This window comes from Clostridium sp. AF15-41, assembly GCF_003604095.1.
GTDB lineage: Bacteria > Bacillota > Clostridia > Lachnospirales > Lachnospiraceae > Coprococcus.
The window spans coordinates 40163-56882 of record NZ_QTMQ01000001.1; the positions used below are offsets into that span (position 1 = coordinate 40163).

Here is a 16720-nt window from a genome sequence, read left to right on the forward strand (position 1 = left end):
TTGCTTTCGGTTATTTCTTAAGTTCAAAGTGGATCTTATCCTTTGGAATCACAAGGCTGACAAAGTCATCCATATTCCAGAGATATTCATCGTGAACAATGAAGTCTTCCTCATTCTCCGTACGGACTACATAGCTGTAGTGGTCTCCTTTATAGATCAGGTTAATGATATGACCGGATATGATACCTTCCTCCTGATCATCACTCATCGTAATATCATCCGGCTTGATCGTTAAGATCACCTTAAGCCGCTCATGATCGATGACATCCCCGGATGCATCCATCAATACGCCATCCTCATAATGGGATGACGGAACGATCTTACTCAGGTCACATTCAAGCTCACCATCTAAGAATTCCAGCTTATAATATTTGTCAACTCCTGTCTCGATGCGGTTCAGTGCTTTCTCCGCAGGCATAACATGAATACCATCCGGTTCTACATTCAGTCCAACCATGTCGCCTACCTTTGCAGACTTTGTGGACTGTATCACGATCTCATTTTTACCGGACTGTACTGTGATCTCATAATGAACACCTTTAAATACCACAGAGATAACCGTTCCTTTTACTGCTCCCTGCTCCGGTGGCACGATCAGGATATCCTCCGGACGTACTACGACATCCACCTGTGTTCCATGTTCTACATCATCCAGACATTCGAATTCCGCACCGCAGAAACGAACCTTTAATTTGTCTGTCATGATTCCATTAAAAATGTTGCTTTCTCCGATAAAGTCGGCAACAAATGCGTTCTTCGGCTCATTGTAAATATCCTCCGGCGTACCGATCTGCTGGATACGGCCTTCTGACATTACAACGATCTTATCTGACATTGTAAGCGCTTCTTCCTGATCATGGGTTACATAGATAAAGGTGATTCCCAGTCTCTCATGCATTCCCTTTAATTCGAGCTGCATCTCTTTTCTCATCTTCAGATCCAGCGCACCTAGCGGCTCATCAAGCAGCAGGATCTCCGGCTCATTTACCAGTGAACGTGCGATCGCAATTCTCTGCTGCTGTCCACCGGACAATGTCTGAACGCGTCTATCTTCAAATCCCTCAAGATCTACCATCTCAAGGGCCTTTTTTACTTTCTTTTCAATCTCAGCCTTTGGAAGCTTTTTCAGCTTCAGGCCAAATGCAATATTGTCATAAATATTTAAATGTGGAAACAATGCGTATCTCTGAAATACCGTATTGATCGGGCGCTTATTTGGTGGTAACTTGCTGATGTCCTTACCATTTAATAAGATCTCCCCCTCTGTCGGCATCTCAAAACCGGCTATCATTCGAAGTGTGGTCGTCTTACCACAACCGGACGGCCCTAAAAAGGTTACAAACTCTCCACGCTGCACCTCCAGATTAAAGTCATCCACAGCCGTAAAGTTATCATCAAAATTTTTTGTGATATGCTTTAACTCAATAATGTTTTCCAATTATTTATACACTCTCCTTTTCAAGTTATTTGTAATTTTTATCATTAGACAAAAATCAACTAATTCTAACATATCCGGGAGAAAATTAATATATATTTCGTGTTATTTTTCTTAGGTTTTGTGTAAATTTTACATCTGAAATTTCATCGTCTGAGAACTGACGCATACAACCTGACCAGATCTGTCTTATCGCCGAATTGAAGATGAACCGAACCGTAATCCGTCCCCTGAAGCCGAACATTTTTATTCACTGCCAGATCACTCAGATGCACGCTGGAATTCAGCCGCCCGTACCAGCCATCCGGAGTCTGCGTAAGCCCTGTGACCGGAAGCTCAGCCAGCAATTTTTCTAATAATGTGTCCTTCCCTGACGGCTGCTCGGAAAAGTCTGTATCTGATATCTTTTTCATTTCTGCCGGATGCGTCTTCTTCTGCATCACACTCTCTGCTGTCTGCAAAGAAAGATCTGCTTCAACGCTCACTGTCTCATCAATATTCAGATCATTATAAAACGTATGAATCCGGTCAACTGCTTCTATATTGTCCGTATGAAAGATCAGATAACTCTGACCGGTATTAGAATCAACAAGAAAAGTGATCCTCCAGGACTCACTTTCCGCGTTACTTTGAAATGTTGTTATAGAATCATCCTGTCCGGTGATTGTCAGTTCACCGGAAGTTAAGCCAAAATATTCAGCCGTATTTAACAGGAGATTTTTTATTGCTGTCGGCGCCAGATGAGAGTGAGACACCTGATACACACCCCATGCACTCACATCCGCATCGATCTGCCTCTGTGCATCTGCCTCCTGCACTTCGGCAAATACTTCTTCAATGTCCATTTTCTCATTTATAAAAAATTGCAATGCTGCTGCGATCCAGACAAGCAGCACCATGTAAATCTTCGCCGATCTTTTCATATACACATCCACCACCCTTTTTCTATATTCTGGACAATATCATATATTTTTATGCTCAGCAAAATATTTTTACCTTACAGGTCATTTCTTTCTTATAAAAGAAAATGCTGTCAGACATATAAATGCCTGACAGCTCATCGACTACAGAAATCTCCAGCTCTCTATTTTATCTTCATCTTCTTTGTAATTCCCTTTTTTAACAGGAACTTCTTATATGCCGTCTTCTTTCCTTTTGGAACCTTGATCGTAGCCTTTGCCTGAATCTTTGTAAATGCCTTCGATCCTACTGAAGATGCTTTTAACTTTGTTGACTTGATCGTAACGGTCTTCAGACTCTTACAGCCGGAAAATGCATAACTGCCGATCTTTGTTACATTTGCGCCGATCGTAACCTTTTTTAACTTCGTTCTATTTGCACAGGCACGGGATGCGATCGCTGTTACCTGATAGGTCTTCTTGCCAATCTTTACAGTCTTAGGAATCGAAAGTGTCGTAACTGAATTCGTGGTTACTCCACCAAAGGCAACCGTCTTTGAAGAAGTGATCTTATAGATCATCTTATTTTTGATCACGACATCACCTTTCCGGTATCCTGTCTTTACTGTATTATCAAATGATAAAGTATTATCCTTCTTGAAAGTTTTCACGCGTTTGGACTTTGTCTGTACCTTGGATAACTGGTATGGATTGATCTCTACAAATACAGGAGAACCATTATTTGTGACATACCATACAACCATACCGGATTTTGTAACAACCGGTTCACACATGGCAAGTGCAAGTGGTGATGAGCAGATTGCTGATGCTTTATTTCCGGCTTCGTCTAACAGCACCATCTTTGTCGTATATGTATTTTTCTTTGTATTCTTTTCTTCCCATAACAGAAGGAACTGGGAACCACTGATCTTCACAAGCTTTGGATTCATAACTGTGATCTTATCCTTGGCTGTATAGTTTGTGATCCATGTAGCATCATTTTGTAATTTTGTCTTGGAACCTACATTGATGTAGACATTCTTTACTGACGTCTTTTCACTCTTAATACCGGTTCCCGTCAGAATATAATTATTATCTCCAAGCTCCAGGTCATTCAGCGTATAACCAGTATAATTGTTTCCTCCATATCCCGGTATAGAAATAACGGTTCCATACATAGATGGTTCGCCAACCTTTTTACTTACCTTCGTTGCTGTAAGTGCTATTCCTCTCGGATATGCATCACCCAGATCTGCACGGTAAATATAGGTTCCATCCGTAGCGATCTGCTGTGCAAAAGAATGGCTGACATAACCTTCTGACAGATTCATTACACCATAATACGAATCTACCAGCTTCATGCTGTTCTCATTTACTACAAAGGTGCAGTTTGCCTGATGATGATATCCGTCGTCACTGGCAAACATCGTATGACAGGTATGTATATATAATTTACCAGCCGTCTCCGTCATCGAAAGTCCGCCTGCATTAAACGGAGTATAGGTATTGGCTCCCTTAATCTTACAATTGCCCAGCCTTTTCCAGTTCTTATCATATTTAACGACACGGATTACTTCCTTCTTCTTGCTCTCTTTTGGATTTGACTGGCCAAATACAAGATAGTTGTATTTCTCACCGCTATAATATCCACCAAATAGCGGGAGTTCGCATTTAATCTTTTTCTGGCTCTTTAACCGATAGGATGAATCATAAACTTCACGAATAACAGAGCCACGGATGTACTCTATACGTTCAAAGGTTCCATCCGCTCTGGCATTCAGATAGGCCGTCTGGACATTTCCATATGTATATCCTGAATTGATACTCTGGTGCATCGTAGCTGATACTGCTCCTACCGCCCCCGTCGATTTATATGCATTTCCGCTCTTTGACAATGTCGAGTCTGTTACTTTGACCGTGATCGTCTTCTTCACATTGATCGGCGATGCACTGATCGTGATCTTAGCAGTTCCTTTTTTCCATGCATTCAGATTTCCTTTCTGATCTACACTTACAACCTTTGGATCCGAACTCTTATAAGTGTAATCCAGAGAAAATCCTCCATTTGTACTGCAGACCACAGTACCTGATGCTCCAACCTTCATATTTGCAGGTGCATTAATATTAAATGTCGTCGGATATGTCCAGTCAAAGGTCTCAAGATAATAATTATTGTCTTTTTTCTCTATTACCACACAGGAAGATTTATCCATAAAAAATGTGTAGACCGGATATTTTGTCTGTACACGTATCTTCTCTTTGTTCTTTGCTATATCATACTCTGTTAACACTTTTTCATCTGTCTTTACGATCAGAGAAGTTGCTGTGCTGCCTAATGCGCATCTTGGTCCGATGCTTGTAAGGTCAATATCTCCATCGCCGTAATATGAATCAGCTGTGTAAAACGCCATCTTCAATGCTTTTTTATTTGCAATGTTGATCGGTGATACGGATACACTGCTGTCAATCAGGTTAATACTTGTAGAGCTCTCAGTTACATCATTTATATCATACTGATTCGAATCTATCAGTACACAGATGTTCCCATTAAATGTAGACAGAGATACCAGATACCTGTCATTTAACATCCGGATCGGAGCCTTATGTTCAAACCATCCATTCTGGTAGAGATACATCATATTCTCTCCCTTGATCGTGATAGAATTATCACTGTTTACCTTGCCAGCCTTCAGACTTGCCATGCTGTGATCATATCCCCAATATCTCCAGTTCTCTGATCCTCGGTAATAAAAATTACCATTCGTTTTATCAAAGCCTGCAAATTCATATATATCACTTCCACATTTGGTCGTACTCAATAATTTTCCTTCAGGACTGAACAGATACAGTTTACCTTCATTGGTCGCAATATAGTATCTTCCATATGAATCGACTCCAAAGGTAGATATCAGATTTACCCAGTTCGCATCAATATCCAATGTTTCAAATGCCTGCTTATTTACCGCTCCTGTTTTAAAATTATAATTTGTGATCTCTAAATCACATGTATAATCATAAGAGCCGGATTTTTCGTTCTTCGTATATGATATATCCGATTTAGCAAAATATATTGCATTATCATCCATATAGGATTCTTCAACTCCACGCTCGCTGGTATACACTGTTGTGTATGTCCCATTCGCTATATCATAAAATACAATCTCATATGTCCTGTAATTTGCATATACCTCATCGCCTACCGTATGGACAAAATAGATTCCATTCTTCTCCGGCGAATACACCATATCATTATAGGATGTTGTCTCTCCTATCTTATCTGTATCCAGCTTTCTCGCATTTGACACAGATAATTCAGCCGATTCTTCTGTCTGTTGCCCCGTTCGCACAGCAGGCTGTGATGCCTTCGCTGTATTATTATCCGCTTGTGCCTGAACCCCGGTCGGAATTCCAATCAGACTAAGACAGACTGCAATTCCGGCAAAAACTGCTGTCAGTTTATTCCATTTTTTCATAATCATTCGCTCCCTTTCATTTTTTATAATTTATTCTCCGTTACACAGATTAATTTTTCTACAAATACCATATATATTTTATCACGGCATCTGCGCTCTGCACAATCACAAATAATAAATACAGCAAAGTTTTAATTGTCTTTTCTGTACATATAATAGCAAAAAACAGGCAGTCATCAGCTTGACAACCACCTGCTCTTATTTCCTAACCTGATCAATATCTCTCAGGAAGGACATACTTCTCCTGATAGTCTATCATCTCTTTATAGATTCTCTCACAGTTATTATGATCTCTGTAATAGAAGAAGTCATCGGCACGTTTTACATACTCCGGCTTCATCTTGCAGTCGTTCTGCATATACTCGATCAATGTATGGATCAACTCATCATTATCATGGCAGATTTCCCCGAATGCCATCGTATCATAATGGAAAGTTCCTTCCTCATAATGCTGCGGAATATCCTTATGATGCAGATATACCAGCGGTTTTCTCATATAGGCAAAATCGAACTGGATTCCTGAGAAGTCCGTTACCATCAGGCTGGACTCACAGAACATATCCTCATAACTCATATCACCGACTGCCGGAACGATATCTACGAAATCATTCTTATCAAAATCCTCCACCTGAGAACTTACGATCGGATGTAATACATATTTGATCCGGTATCCGTATTTCTCTGCCGCATCAATCAGACGCTTGTCATTGATGAGTGCATTAAATACCTTGAAATATTCTGATTCCTTAAACAGCGGATTGTAATCACGCTGTTCGCTCTCACTGGTACGAACCGGCATCGCTGCCTGCATTCTCCATGTCGGACTGATCATAATCTGCTTCTTCGCCCGATCCTTTAATCCATCATAACGAGGAACGCCTGTCAGCTTCAATGCATCATAGCCGACATAATCATATACCGGACGAGACAGATTCTCGATCTCATACTTCGATGCACAGAAATACAATCTGGTATTATCTCGAAGTCTGTTCTGTGCGATCGCGATCTTCTGAACTGACATGCCATGCTGAACGCAACAGACATGGAAATGCGTCAGATCTCTGATATAAGATGAATTTGTAAGTGTATATCCGTTAAATGCATATACTGTTGAATTCGATATAACCATCATATCCGCATACAGGAATATAAGTCTGTGCTTTAAGGAGTCACGAACCAACGGCTTGTAGCCCTCTTTCTTCAAGCGCTTATAATCTGTACTCTTCTTATCGACCAGATAATAATGCTTGATCTTCTTATTCTGCGCACTTGCATATTTGTACAGATACTCGGAAGAATCTCCACCCTTATAGATCTTATCAATATACATCCAGATCGGCTTTCCGGTCATAAATGGTCTGCAGATAAAATACAGGACTCTAAGTAATGCATATTTCCTGGTGTAGTTATTCTTCATCAGCATATCTTTTAACAGCTTCAGTTCTTTAATAAACTTCTGCCGCTTATTGACTTTACGGATGATGATACCCTTTCGTTCCGCTGTCATCATGTATTCTCTGTTATCTCCGAATACCCAATGGCTGCTTCCAAAGGCATTGCAGACACGGCTGAAATGCGATGGATAGCGAATATTGATCGGCTCTAACTGATTTCCGATTGCTGCTTCACAGAATAACTCAGACTCTGATTTATCCTTGACAGGAATAGACAGATGGAACGAATGTCTCTTACAGATTGCCGCACCAAATGCCTTTGTCAGACCATATCTTTCATTATACTGAATCTTATATTTCTTATTGTCATACCGGAAATACACTTCATCCACCATCGAATACAAAATCGGATGAACCGTACCATCAATCTCCAACATGCCATCTCTGTAATTTATAAACAATATATTTGTGGAAAGACTCATCAGAGAATTAAATAATGTATCTCCGATTCCGTAATAGATCTTTCCGGCAAGGAAGAAGCGTTCAAACTTATAAGCTTTTCCGTTTCGAAGGATTCCATATACCCATTTCATCGTATCACCGGTGATACAATCTACAACCTTATTTCGGTTCAGCATGATATTTTCTTCGATCAGACGAAGTGCCTGTCCGATCAGTTCCAGATATTCTTCACCATGACCTTCTTCAATCACATGCTTGTTCTTGTTATCCATATTTCCATTAAATCTCGCCATAACGGAATACATGAAATTATACTGAATAAATACCGGAATACTTCCGTATGTCACCTTCATTTCCTGTAAAAACGGCATCCAGAAATCAGTAATGGATTCAAAATACCACTCTCTCATATACAGTCCGCGATAGAAGGTATTATCGTGTTCTTCATACTCATACGCTGTTAATGTCGCATATGGCAGAAAACATGTCTTCATCGCCTTCGCCATCAATCGAAGCATAAAATCCCGCTCTGCTTCCAGTCCAAGAGCCGGATCAACCGACTGCTTTTTGAATGCTTCTGCACGGATGATCACGCCACCAAACCCAAATGGAAAACAGTCATACTTACTTTTCAGATCAATAATGTAAAAGGATTTGATATCCTCTCCATCCGTAACCTTTTTATAATTACGAAACGCTCCAAATGTCTCATCATGAAACGCCTTTGTTATCATATATGTGTCCATGTCATAGCACTGAACATTTCCTTTTACAAATACTTCTGCCAGATTCGACGAGATATCATCACCTGCATGTATGATCATAATATAATCACCGGAAGCCTTCTCTGCCATCTTCTGGTGTGCGTCCTGCTCGGATACATATGTTTCTTTATTTACTTTACTTGTAAATGCATGATTTCCGATTCTGGTAATAACATTTTCATACCATGAACGATCGTCCCGTACACGATCTGTATTTAAAATAATCTCCACCTCATAGGAAGCTGTTACCGAATCTTTTTTACCATTATTATATTTCTTATCAACATGCTTTCCTGCGACTGTAACCTGATTGTCATGCTCCAGACTATAGGATGCCATTTTCTCAAGTGCTTCCACTGTTGTCTGATTTAATTTCTTATCATCCGACAAATAGCAAATAATCGATAATTTCATTTTCATTTCTCCTGCACTTTTCTATTACTTCATACGCATTTAGACTTATGTCAACTTACAAATAGACATACAGTAATATTGTACATAAATTTTACATATAACGCAAGTGTAAGATATTGGCTGTATTCAGCGTTTAAGATCATTTTTTACTTGATTTTTTTCAAACCTCATGCTATAAAGTAAACAGTGTTTACCATTTTAAACAGACAGGAAGTGAGAACAATTCGAGAAAGTACAAAAGCAACAAGAGAAGCCATCCTTACAAGTGCCAGAGAAATCTTTTTGGAATATGGTTATCAGGATGCTTCAATGCGAAAAATTGCAGCACGGGCAGGTATAACCCCGGGAGCGATCTATAAGCACTTCTCCGGTAAGGAGGATATGTTTGAAGAGATTTTTGCTGAAAGTGGCAATAAACTTATGCAACTCACAGAATCCATGTTAAATATAGATTTTTCTGCCATGTCTGATGACCAGCTAATTCAGATCTTATATTCACGAATATCGGTCCGCACCTTCGAACTGTTAGAAGGTGACATGCAGTTATTTCATATGCTGCTGAAAAATGATTCAGGTACATATCTGAACCGTTTTCGTAAAATCTATATCGACCGCTGCGTCCCATTCAGCCTGCAGTATTATTCAGAATTATACAGACGCGGGCTGGCATCAAATATGTTATCGGAGAAAACGATATACATGCTCTCATCTTCCGAATTCTCTATGGTCTGCGATTTAATCGCAGATGATGACTGTAAGAACGGAATCACATCTGAGAGCAAACAGGCATTTTTAGAGGCAATGAATATTCTGCTTCACGGACTGGAAGCGGAACTTGGAATAAGAAAACAGGAGGACCCAGAACATGGAAAAAATTAAGATTGAAAAAGGAACCGTACAGGAAACACTGTTGATTCCTCTGTATGGAAGAAAATATGCTATGGATCTCTATCCGGATCTCTTCATGGATCATGACTGCCAGGCGCTTTTCGATAGAATTGATTTTACAGTTCCGGACAATATGAAAGGTATGCTGGGAAACATCGGCTGTATCATGGGTGCGACCAGACAGTACGATATGGCAAGCGCCTGTCGTGCTTATCTGAAAGCACACCCAAATGCCTGTGTTGTAAACCTCGGCTGTGGCCTTGACACCACTTTCCGACAGGTCGATAACGGAAAGGCCAAAGGCTACAATCTGGATTTTCCCGATACCATTGCGATCCGAAATGAACTGCTCGGCAAACGTGAACGGGAGTTCAACATTGCCTGTGACCTGAATGATATATCCTGGTTCGATCAGATCGATTTCCGGCCTGAAGATGGCATTGTATTTTTTGCATCCGGCGTATTCTATTACTTTAAAAAGACCGATGTAGAAAAGCTCTTTACCGCCATGGCAGAACATTTCACCAGTGGAAAACTGGTCTTTGATGCAACGAAGAAAAAAGGACTGAAAAGTATGCTGAAGACCTGGTTAAAGGGCTTTGAGATGAAAGATATCAATGTGTATTTCAGCGTAGACGATGTACATACTTTAAAGGAATGGAGCGGTCATATCTCATCTGCAGTGAGTAACCCATATCTGACAGGTTACCGTCCGCTGGACAAACGCTATGGTTTTATTACAAATATAGTTTTCCGTTATCTGGATCGATCAAAAATGTGCCAGATCATCGAATTGGAATTTGACTAAATAAAATGGAGGCATCTTAAGATGGAATATGGATTTACTCAGAAATTATTTGGATATTTCTATCACAGCTCCTGTATGAAACAGGCAGCAAAACAAAAACTGGATATTAATAAAAAAGCGATCAAGCAGGAATATGTATCTATTATGAAAAATGCAAAGGGCATCGGCAAATCCAGACTCATGAGTTCCTATTGCATGGGGGCATATTTTATCGCCTTAAACCGTAAGACATCCCTGTCACCGGAAGCCTGCTATGAACTGTACAAGGATGGCTTATCTTCCAATCGGCTGTTCCATATGGTTCTTGGAAACGTTGACAGCTATCTCGATAAAAAGAAGCTGCCGGGCAGACTGAAATGGTCAGCAGATTCTCATTTACGCCGATATGAAAATGACTGGGTCGTTGATATCATTGAGGGAACTCCACAGGATGATTTTGAACTTGGTTATGATTATCATACCTGCGGCATCTGTAATCTGTGCCGGGATGAAGGCTGTTTTGAACTGGCTAAATTTCTCTGCCGCATGGACTATGTTCTCGCGGATATGATGCAGATGAAACTCACCCGAACGAAGACGATCGCCGAGGGCGCAGATCTCTGCGATTTCAGATACAGTAGAAAATAAATCGAAAAACGATATGTACAAATTAGCATAATCTGTCAAAAAATGCAGACGGTCATCTGTGCAAAAAAAGATGCAGAATTGATTCATTTCTTATGCTTTTTTGAGTGTCTTTCTATGCAGTGCAGTTATAGACTTAACAGCAGTTACAAAGGAGGACATATTATGTTACATATATTCGGAAGTATGGTAAAGAAAAGAACTGTTATATCACTTGCAGTCCTTTACATAGTATTATTAATGATTGTAATCATCGCAGGAAAGATCAAAAAAATGAAGTTATCATCAGAAAATATATCTGCTTCCACTACCGGCAGCGATGAAGCCACCGAACTGTCAGCACAGGCAGTACAAACTTCAACCCGGAGATCAAATAATAATTCAGAATCATCCGATCTTGATACTCAGGCAGTTCTTCAAACACTTGCTTCTGCTACAGAGGCGGAAAATAATGGGCTCTTAACTCTGGTCAATATGTCTCACACATTACCATCTGACTGGAGCGTAGATCTGGTACAGCTCCGAAATGGTCAATCCATTGACCGCCGTGCATATGATGGCTTACAGGCTATGATGGATGATGCCAGAGCCGAAGGTCTTGATCCTCTTATCTGTTCGTCTTACCGGACACAGGAAAAGCAGGAACAGCTCTACACGAATAAATACAATTCTTATATCGAACAGGGCTATAGCAGTGATGATGCAAAAGCCTATGCCGCTACCTGGGTCGCCTATCCCGGAACTAGCGAACACCAGCTCGGACTTACCGTTGATATCTGTTCTGTCAGCAACCAGAATCTGGATGATTCACAGGAAGACACCGCTACCCAGCAATGGCTCATGGCAAACTGCTACAAATACGGTTTCATTCTACGCTATCCTTCTGATAAATCCGATATTACAGGAATCTCTTATGAGCCATGGCACTACCGCTATGTTGGTAAAAATGTGGCACAGGAAATCCACGATAAAGGAATTTGCCTGGAGGAATATCTGGAAATACAGCAATAAATATAAAAAACTGTTCCTTGGTTTTACATTTATATTAGAAAATCCAGATACGGCATTTCTGCCATATCTGGATTCTCTACTAAAATATACATGTTATCTGTTCTGCTTATGTCTTTATCCTATGATTGCCTTGATTTCAGCTTCACTCATTTCGGTTACATCCATGATCTGCTCTAAGGAATAGCCTTTCTTATGCATTTTCAGGATAATATCAGCTCTTTCTTCAGATTTTCCTTCTAATCTTCCTTCAGACCTTCCAATGGCCTTGCCTCGTGCCTCGCCTATTTTTTCGCCTTCTGCTCTGCCAGCAATCATTCCCGCGGCTTCGCCCTTTACATATCCCATTTCTTCTACGCCTTCACTCAGATTGCACATGATCTTCACCTCTTCCCTTATACTGTGTCTGTCTACCGGTATGTCATACTCCTGTTTTATAAGCTTCAATTTTTGTTCTGCCGTCATTGTCTGCGACGCTTCCAGATTGATGATCATTTTTGCCAGTCCGTCCCGCATCCGTACATAGAAAATGATGTCAAAATACACCTTTCCCTCATCGATCTCGGAACTTTCTGTATTCAGCCCAACAATCCGTTCACCGGTTCCGGAATCCACTGTTTCTTTGTTCGTTAATCCGGGTTCTACCGGAACCTGGCTGATATACGGTTCGCCCTCGATCAGCGAAGCGACCGTCTCTGCATCCATGCCTTTAAATTCGTCTACTATTCTTATCAGTATATGCGCCAGTATGATCTTCTGTCCAAGCAGCCGCTTGGCGCTGGCATCATACTGTGCTTTCTGATATGTCGCATCAGCGGAATATACTAATTCGTTATCCATGTCCCATCTCCTTTCCTGACAGAACAGAATAACATGCATATCTTAATATATTGCCGCCGTCTCTCCATGTTTGATTGTAACGGATATCTGAGGGGAAAACAAGTTTAACCATAAAAAAATCCGGATACAACATCTCATATCATATAAAATGTAACAAAACCCCTGCCTGCTATAAATTCATACATATCGTATATCTATAACAGGCAGGGATTTTATAAATTCAGTTCCTTATTATTTAATCTTCCACGTCTTTACATATCCGATGGATTTCTTTTTCAACTGTTTCTTTAAATCTATTTTTGCTTTCTTTGTTTCTTTCACAGTAATGGTTGCTTTCTTATTAATTCCCTTAAATGCATTCTTGCCGATAGTCTTCAGCTTTCCTGCTGTCACTGTGATCTTCTTCAGATTCTTACAGCTGGAGAATGCTTCTTTACCGATCTTTGCAACATTGCTTCCGATTGTAACTGTTGTCAGCTTCTTGTTACCCTTGAATGCTTTATCAGAAACCGCAGTTACTTTATAAGTAACGTTTTTCACTTTTACAGTTGCAGGAATGGTAAGCTTCTTGGCTTTCTTGTCGACAAAACAGGCGCCGGAAATTAAGAGGAAATAAATTTATGTACAATGAAAATAAAAACAATAATATCATGACCATATCAGAATGTAACAGGTCAAAGTCTTCTATTACAAATATTAAACAGCTTTTCCCATCCCGAACCAAAGATGAATGCCTGATAGAATTGAAAAAGAATCCATCCATTTATCGGACATATCTGAACTGGCCCGACAAATGGAAATCGCGCTTTCTAGAATTCATGGAAGGTAAGAAAAGTCTGCCTTTAACCTATGATCCATTTTTTAAGAAACTATCATAGTAAAAGGGGAAAAGGGAAGTACATTCACCTATCAGGATCTGAAAACCGTTTATACGATCGTAATGTTTGAAAACAGCCCGAAAGAATGTAAAACTGCCGACCTGGCCGACATTTATCTGCATCATGGAACAGCAGCATTTGATACCGGGATCGACCTTCGTCTTCTACAGGAATACTATGTCGTTGCCCTTGACGTCTTTCGAAAAAGTAAGTATTCTAAAGATATCAACGAACTTAACGCATGGTTATCCCTGTTGACAGCAACTACTATGGATGACCTTGCAGCACTGATATCCGACTATCCATGGATGGAGGCTATCTGCATTGATATGTCAGAATATCTGTATCACCCGGAGGAGGTTGTTACCATATTTTCTGAAGCATTACGAAAATTGGATGAGAATACTGTCAACTACATGATCGATGAACTGAAAAAAGAACGGGACGAAGCAGTCACTGCTCTGGCCAAAAGAGATGCTACAGTATCTGAAATGAATGCTACCTTATCTGAAAAAAATGCTGAGATTGCAAGATTAAAGGCGCAACTTGCCGAGCGAAACAAATAAAATCTTATTTTCTAATATAACAACAAGCAGAAAACTCCTGATATAATACTTGTTATGTAGCAAACCTATCCGAGTACCGGTTCTTAGGCAGCGTCCCTTGCTGCCTTACGTACCGTTGCACCGAGGATAGAGCGCAAGCGTTTTGCGTAATAACAATGTATAATATCAGGAGTTTTCGTTCGTCTGCATCACTCAAATTGATGCTCTTTATAGTGATGGGCTTCCTCCAGCATCATATCCTTGACCTTCATGAGTCGCACCTGCGTGCTTCGCTCATTCTCATCAAGCTTCATGCTGATATATCGGATGCCCTCCTTTGTCTCAGGAATGATAACATGCTCCAGCGCATTTACACGTCGTCTGGTCTTCTCGATCTCCGATGCCAGAAGCTGACAGGATTTCTCGATCTCCGCCAGTTTCAGCATATCCGGAAGGATGTCAGCAAGTGACTTTACTGCATCATCCAGATCACCGGAGGTAAATGCAAAACCGTAAGAATAGATATCATTCTCATCCGCACTTTTTGTTGTATATTCAAATACCGGAATATCTACACTCATAACATTTCGATCCTTGCAGGTAAGCTGGACTTCCTGTTTCGGTGCCATCAGTGCCGTATGAAGGATCTGTTCAGACATGCCGGCTTTTGCTATGACAAAATTCGTATTGGCGGCCTTGATACCGGCCTCAACCTTCTCTCGAAGCGCCATATTCTCTCTTGCCATATCAAGGAACTGCCGCATCAGCTCATCTCGTTTATCTTTTAACAGCTTATGGCCTCTGGTTGCCGTAACAAGCTTCTTCTTTAAACGGGTCAGTTCCATTCTGGTAGGATTTACCTGTGTAGCTGCCATTTTTGCCTCCTTATAAAGTCAACTCGAAGCGCTCGCCTCGTTACTTTCCGTAGTATTGATCTAACCACTTATCATCGATACGTTTCAGTTCTGCACGAGGCAGGATCGATAACAGCTTCCAGCCGATGTTTAATGTCTCTTCGATACTTCTGTCTGTCTCATAACCCTGAGATACATATTCCTTTTCAAATGCTTCTGCAAACTTTGCATATAAAATATCGATATCTGACAATGCTGATTCACCAAGGATCGTCATAAGCTCCTTCGCATCCTTGCCACGGGAATATGCCGCAAATAACTGGTTCATGGTGCTGGAATGATCTCCTCTTGTCTTTCCCTCACCGGTACCCTTATCCTTCAGACGTGACAGGGATGGAAGTACATCGATCGGTGGTGTTATGCCCTTTCTGTAAAGCTCACGGCTTAAAATGATCTGTCCCTCTGTGATATATCCTGTTAAGTCAGGGATTGGATGTGTCTTATCATCCTCAGGCATGGTAAGGATCGGGATCATTGTGATACTACCGTTCTTGCCACGCTGTCTTCCTGCTCTTTCATATAAGGTTGCAAGGTCTGTATACATGTATCCGGGATATCCACGACGACCCGGAACCTCTTTTCGGGCTGCAGATACTTCTCGTAACGCATCTGCATAGTTTGTGATATCCGTCAGGATAACCAGTACATGCATGTTCTTTTCAAATGCAAGATATTCCGCAGCGGTCAGTGCCATACGAGGGGTAGCGATACGCTCAACCGCAGGGTCATTTGCAAGGTTGATGAACAGTACAGTTCTGTCGATCGCTCCTGTCTCCTTGAAGCTCTCCGTGAAGAAGTTCGCTTCTTCGAAGGTGATACCCATAGCTGCAAATACTACGGCGAATGGTTCATCTGTTCCACGTACCTTAGCCTGTCTTGCGATCTGGGCTGCTAGCTTCGAATGTGGAAGTCCTGATGCTGAGAAGATTGGCAGCTTCTGTCCTCTTACCAGTGTATTTAATCCATCAATAGCAGAGATACCTGTCTGGATAAATTCCGATGGGTAATTTCTGGCTGCCGGATTCATTGGCAGACCATTGATATCTCTTCTCTCCTCCGGAAGGATATCCGGTCCTTTATCGATCGGTCTTCCCAGTCCGTCAAATACACGGCCAAGCATATCTTCTGATACGCCAAGCTCCATGCTTCGTCCAAGGAATCTTACTTTACTGTTTGAAAGGTTAATACCTGTTGAATTCTCAAATAACTGTACCAGTGCATCTTCACCATTGATCTCAAGAACCTTGCATCGTCTGACTTCGCCGCTTGCAAGCTCGATCTCACCAAGTTCATCATAGGTGACATTTTCTACACCATGTACCAGCATCAGAGGTCCTGCAACTTCCTGTATGGTTCTATATTCTTTTGGCATGT

At 40.9% G+C, this 16720-nt stretch carries 13 protein-coding genes; 5 read left to right on the forward strand and 8 right to left on the reverse strand.

Going from position 1 to position 16720, the window contains the following annotated elements; all coding sequences use genetic code 11:
- Nucleotides 1-10: 10 nt before the first annotated feature.
- The 4 genes from potA to DWW43_RS00175 form a co-directional block, all read right to left on the reverse strand.
- A complete protein-coding gene (gene potA, locus DWW43_RS00160) occupies nt 11-1438 on the reverse strand; it encodes a polyamine ABC transporter ATP-binding protein (RefSeq protein ID WP_119962386.1) in 1428 nt (475 codons plus the stop codon).
- A gap of 143 nt (nt 1439-1581) precedes the next feature.
- The gene (locus tag DWW43_RS00165; RefSeq protein ID WP_119962387.1) at nt 1582-2358 is read right to left on the reverse strand and encodes a hypothetical protein; all 777 of its coding nucleotides are present in this window, start codon (nt 2356-2358) and stop codon (nt 1582-1584) included.
- A gap of 161 nt (nt 2359-2519) precedes the next feature.
- The gene (locus tag DWW43_RS00170) at nt 2520-5807 is read right to left on the reverse strand and encodes a leucine-rich repeat protein (protein WP_165852989.1); all 3288 of its coding nucleotides are present in this window, start codon (nt 5805-5807) and stop codon (nt 2520-2522) included.
- A gap of 214 nt (nt 5808-6021) precedes the next feature.
- Nucleotides 6022-8841: a CDP-glycerol glycerophosphotransferase family protein gene (locus DWW43_RS00175; RefSeq protein ID WP_165852990.1), complete on the reverse strand. Its 2820-nt coding sequence runs from the start codon at nt 8839-8841 to the stop codon at nt 6022-6024.
- A 213-nt stretch (nt 8842-9054) separates the two neighbouring features.
- Between DWW43_RS00175 and DWW43_RS00180 the strand changes: the two genes are divergently transcribed.
- The 4 genes from DWW43_RS00180 (at nt 9055) to DWW43_RS00195 (ending at nt 12172) form a co-directional block, all read left to right on the forward strand.
- Nucleotides 9055-9720, forward strand: coding sequence for a TetR/AcrR family transcriptional regulator (locus DWW43_RS00180; RefSeq protein ID WP_008402602.1), 666 nt, complete (start codon nt 9055-9057; stop codon nt 9718-9720).
- Nucleotides 9707-10537 (forward strand): class I SAM-dependent methyltransferase, encoded by an 831-nt coding sequence (locus DWW43_RS00185; RefSeq protein WP_119962390.1) that lies wholly within the window; start codon nt 9707-9709, stop codon nt 10535-10537. Before DWW43_RS00180 ends, DWW43_RS00185 begins: the two co-directional genes overlap by 14 nt.
- 21 nt (nt 10538-10558) lie before the next feature.
- Nucleotides 10559-11164, forward strand: a complete 606-nt coding sequence (locus DWW43_RS00190; protein WP_119962391.1) for an L-2-amino-thiazoline-4-carboxylic acid hydrolase — start codon at nt 10559-10561, stop codon at nt 11162-11164.
- 162 nt (nt 11165-11326) lie between these two features.
- Entirely contained in the window at nt 11327-12172 is an 846-nt protein-coding gene (locus DWW43_RS00195; RefSeq protein WP_243104354.1) for a M15 family metallopeptidase, read from the forward strand.
- Nucleotides 12173-12286: 114 nt separating this feature from the next.
- Here the strand turns inward: DWW43_RS00195 and DWW43_RS00200 are convergent, their stop codons facing one another.
- Together DWW43_RS00200 and DWW43_RS00210 are read right to left on the reverse strand one after the other, a co-directional pair.
- Nucleotides 12287-13009 carry a hypothetical protein gene (locus DWW43_RS00200; RefSeq protein ID WP_119962392.1) on the reverse strand — a complete coding sequence of 241 codons (723 nt, stop codon included), beginning with the start codon at nt 13007-13009 and terminating at the stop codon, nt 12287-12289.
- Nucleotides 13010-13240: 231 nt separating this feature from the next.
- A complete protein-coding gene (locus tag DWW43_RS00210; RefSeq protein WP_347475223.1) occupies nt 13241-13627 on the reverse strand; it encodes a leucine-rich repeat protein in 387 nt (128 codons plus the stop codon).
- 322 nt (nt 13628-13949) lie between these two features.
- On the opposite strand from DWW43_RS00210, the gene DWW43_RS00215 reads away from it, so the two are divergent.
- Entirely contained in the window at nt 13950-14453 is a 504-nt protein-coding gene (locus DWW43_RS00215) for a hypothetical protein (protein ID WP_243104356.1), read from the forward strand.
- Nucleotides 14454-14641: 188 nt separating this feature from the next.
- On the opposite strand, the gene DWW43_RS00220 is transcribed toward DWW43_RS00215, so the two are convergent.
- Entirely contained in the window at nt 14642-15307 is a 666-nt protein-coding gene (locus DWW43_RS00220) for a V-type ATP synthase subunit D (RefSeq protein ID WP_021944903.1), read from the reverse strand.
- Nucleotides 15308-15347: 40 nt separating this feature from the next.
- Complete coding sequence (locus tag DWW43_RS00225; RefSeq protein WP_119962394.1) at nt 15348-16718, reverse strand: V-type ATP synthase subunit B; 1371 nt, start codon at nt 16716-16718, stop codon at nt 15348-15350.
- Nucleotides 16719-16720: the final 2 nt, after the last annotated feature.

What these genes read in the sequence shown, in the direction of transcription:
- DWW43_RS00165 (WP_119962387.1), bottom strand. Translation starts at nt 2,358, where the DNA reads ATGAAAAGATCGGCGAAGATTTACATGGTGCTGCTTGTCTGGATCGCA.
- DWW43_RS00170 (WP_165852989.1), bottom strand. Translation starts at nt 5,807, where the DNA reads ATGAAAAAATGGAATAAACTGACAGCAGTTTTTGCCGGAATTGCAGTC.
- DWW43_RS00175 (WP_165852990.1), bottom strand. Translation starts at nt 8,841, where the DNA reads ATGAAATTATCGATTATTTGCTATTTGTCGGATGATAAGAAATTAAAT.
- DWW43_RS00185 (WP_119962390.1), top strand. Translation starts at nt 9,707, where the DNA reads ATGGAAAAAATTAAGATTGAAAAAGGAACCGTACAGGAAACACTGTTG.
- DWW43_RS00190 (WP_119962391.1), top strand. Translation starts at nt 10,559, where the DNA reads ATGGAATATGGATTTACTCAGAAATTATTTGGATATTTCTATCACAGC.
- DWW43_RS00195 (WP_243104354.1), top strand. Translation starts at nt 11,327, where the DNA reads ATGTTACATATATTCGGAAGTATGGTAAAGAAAAGAACTGTTATATCA.
- DWW43_RS00200 (WP_119962392.1), bottom strand. Translation starts at nt 13,009, where the DNA reads ATGGATAACGAATTAGTATATTCCGCTGATGCGACATATCAGAAAGCA.
- DWW43_RS00215 (WP_243104356.1), top strand. Translation starts at nt 13,950, where the DNA reads ATGTTTGAAAACAGCCCGAAAGAATGTAAAACTGCCGACCTGGCCGAC.
- DWW43_RS00220 (WP_021944903.1), bottom strand. Translation starts at nt 15,307, where the DNA reads ATGGCAGCTACACAGGTAAATCCTACCAGAATGGAACTGACCCGTTTA.
- DWW43_RS00225 (WP_119962394.1), bottom strand. Translation starts at nt 16,718, where the DNA reads ATGCCAAAAGAATATAGAACCATACAGGAAGTTGCAGGACCTCTGATG.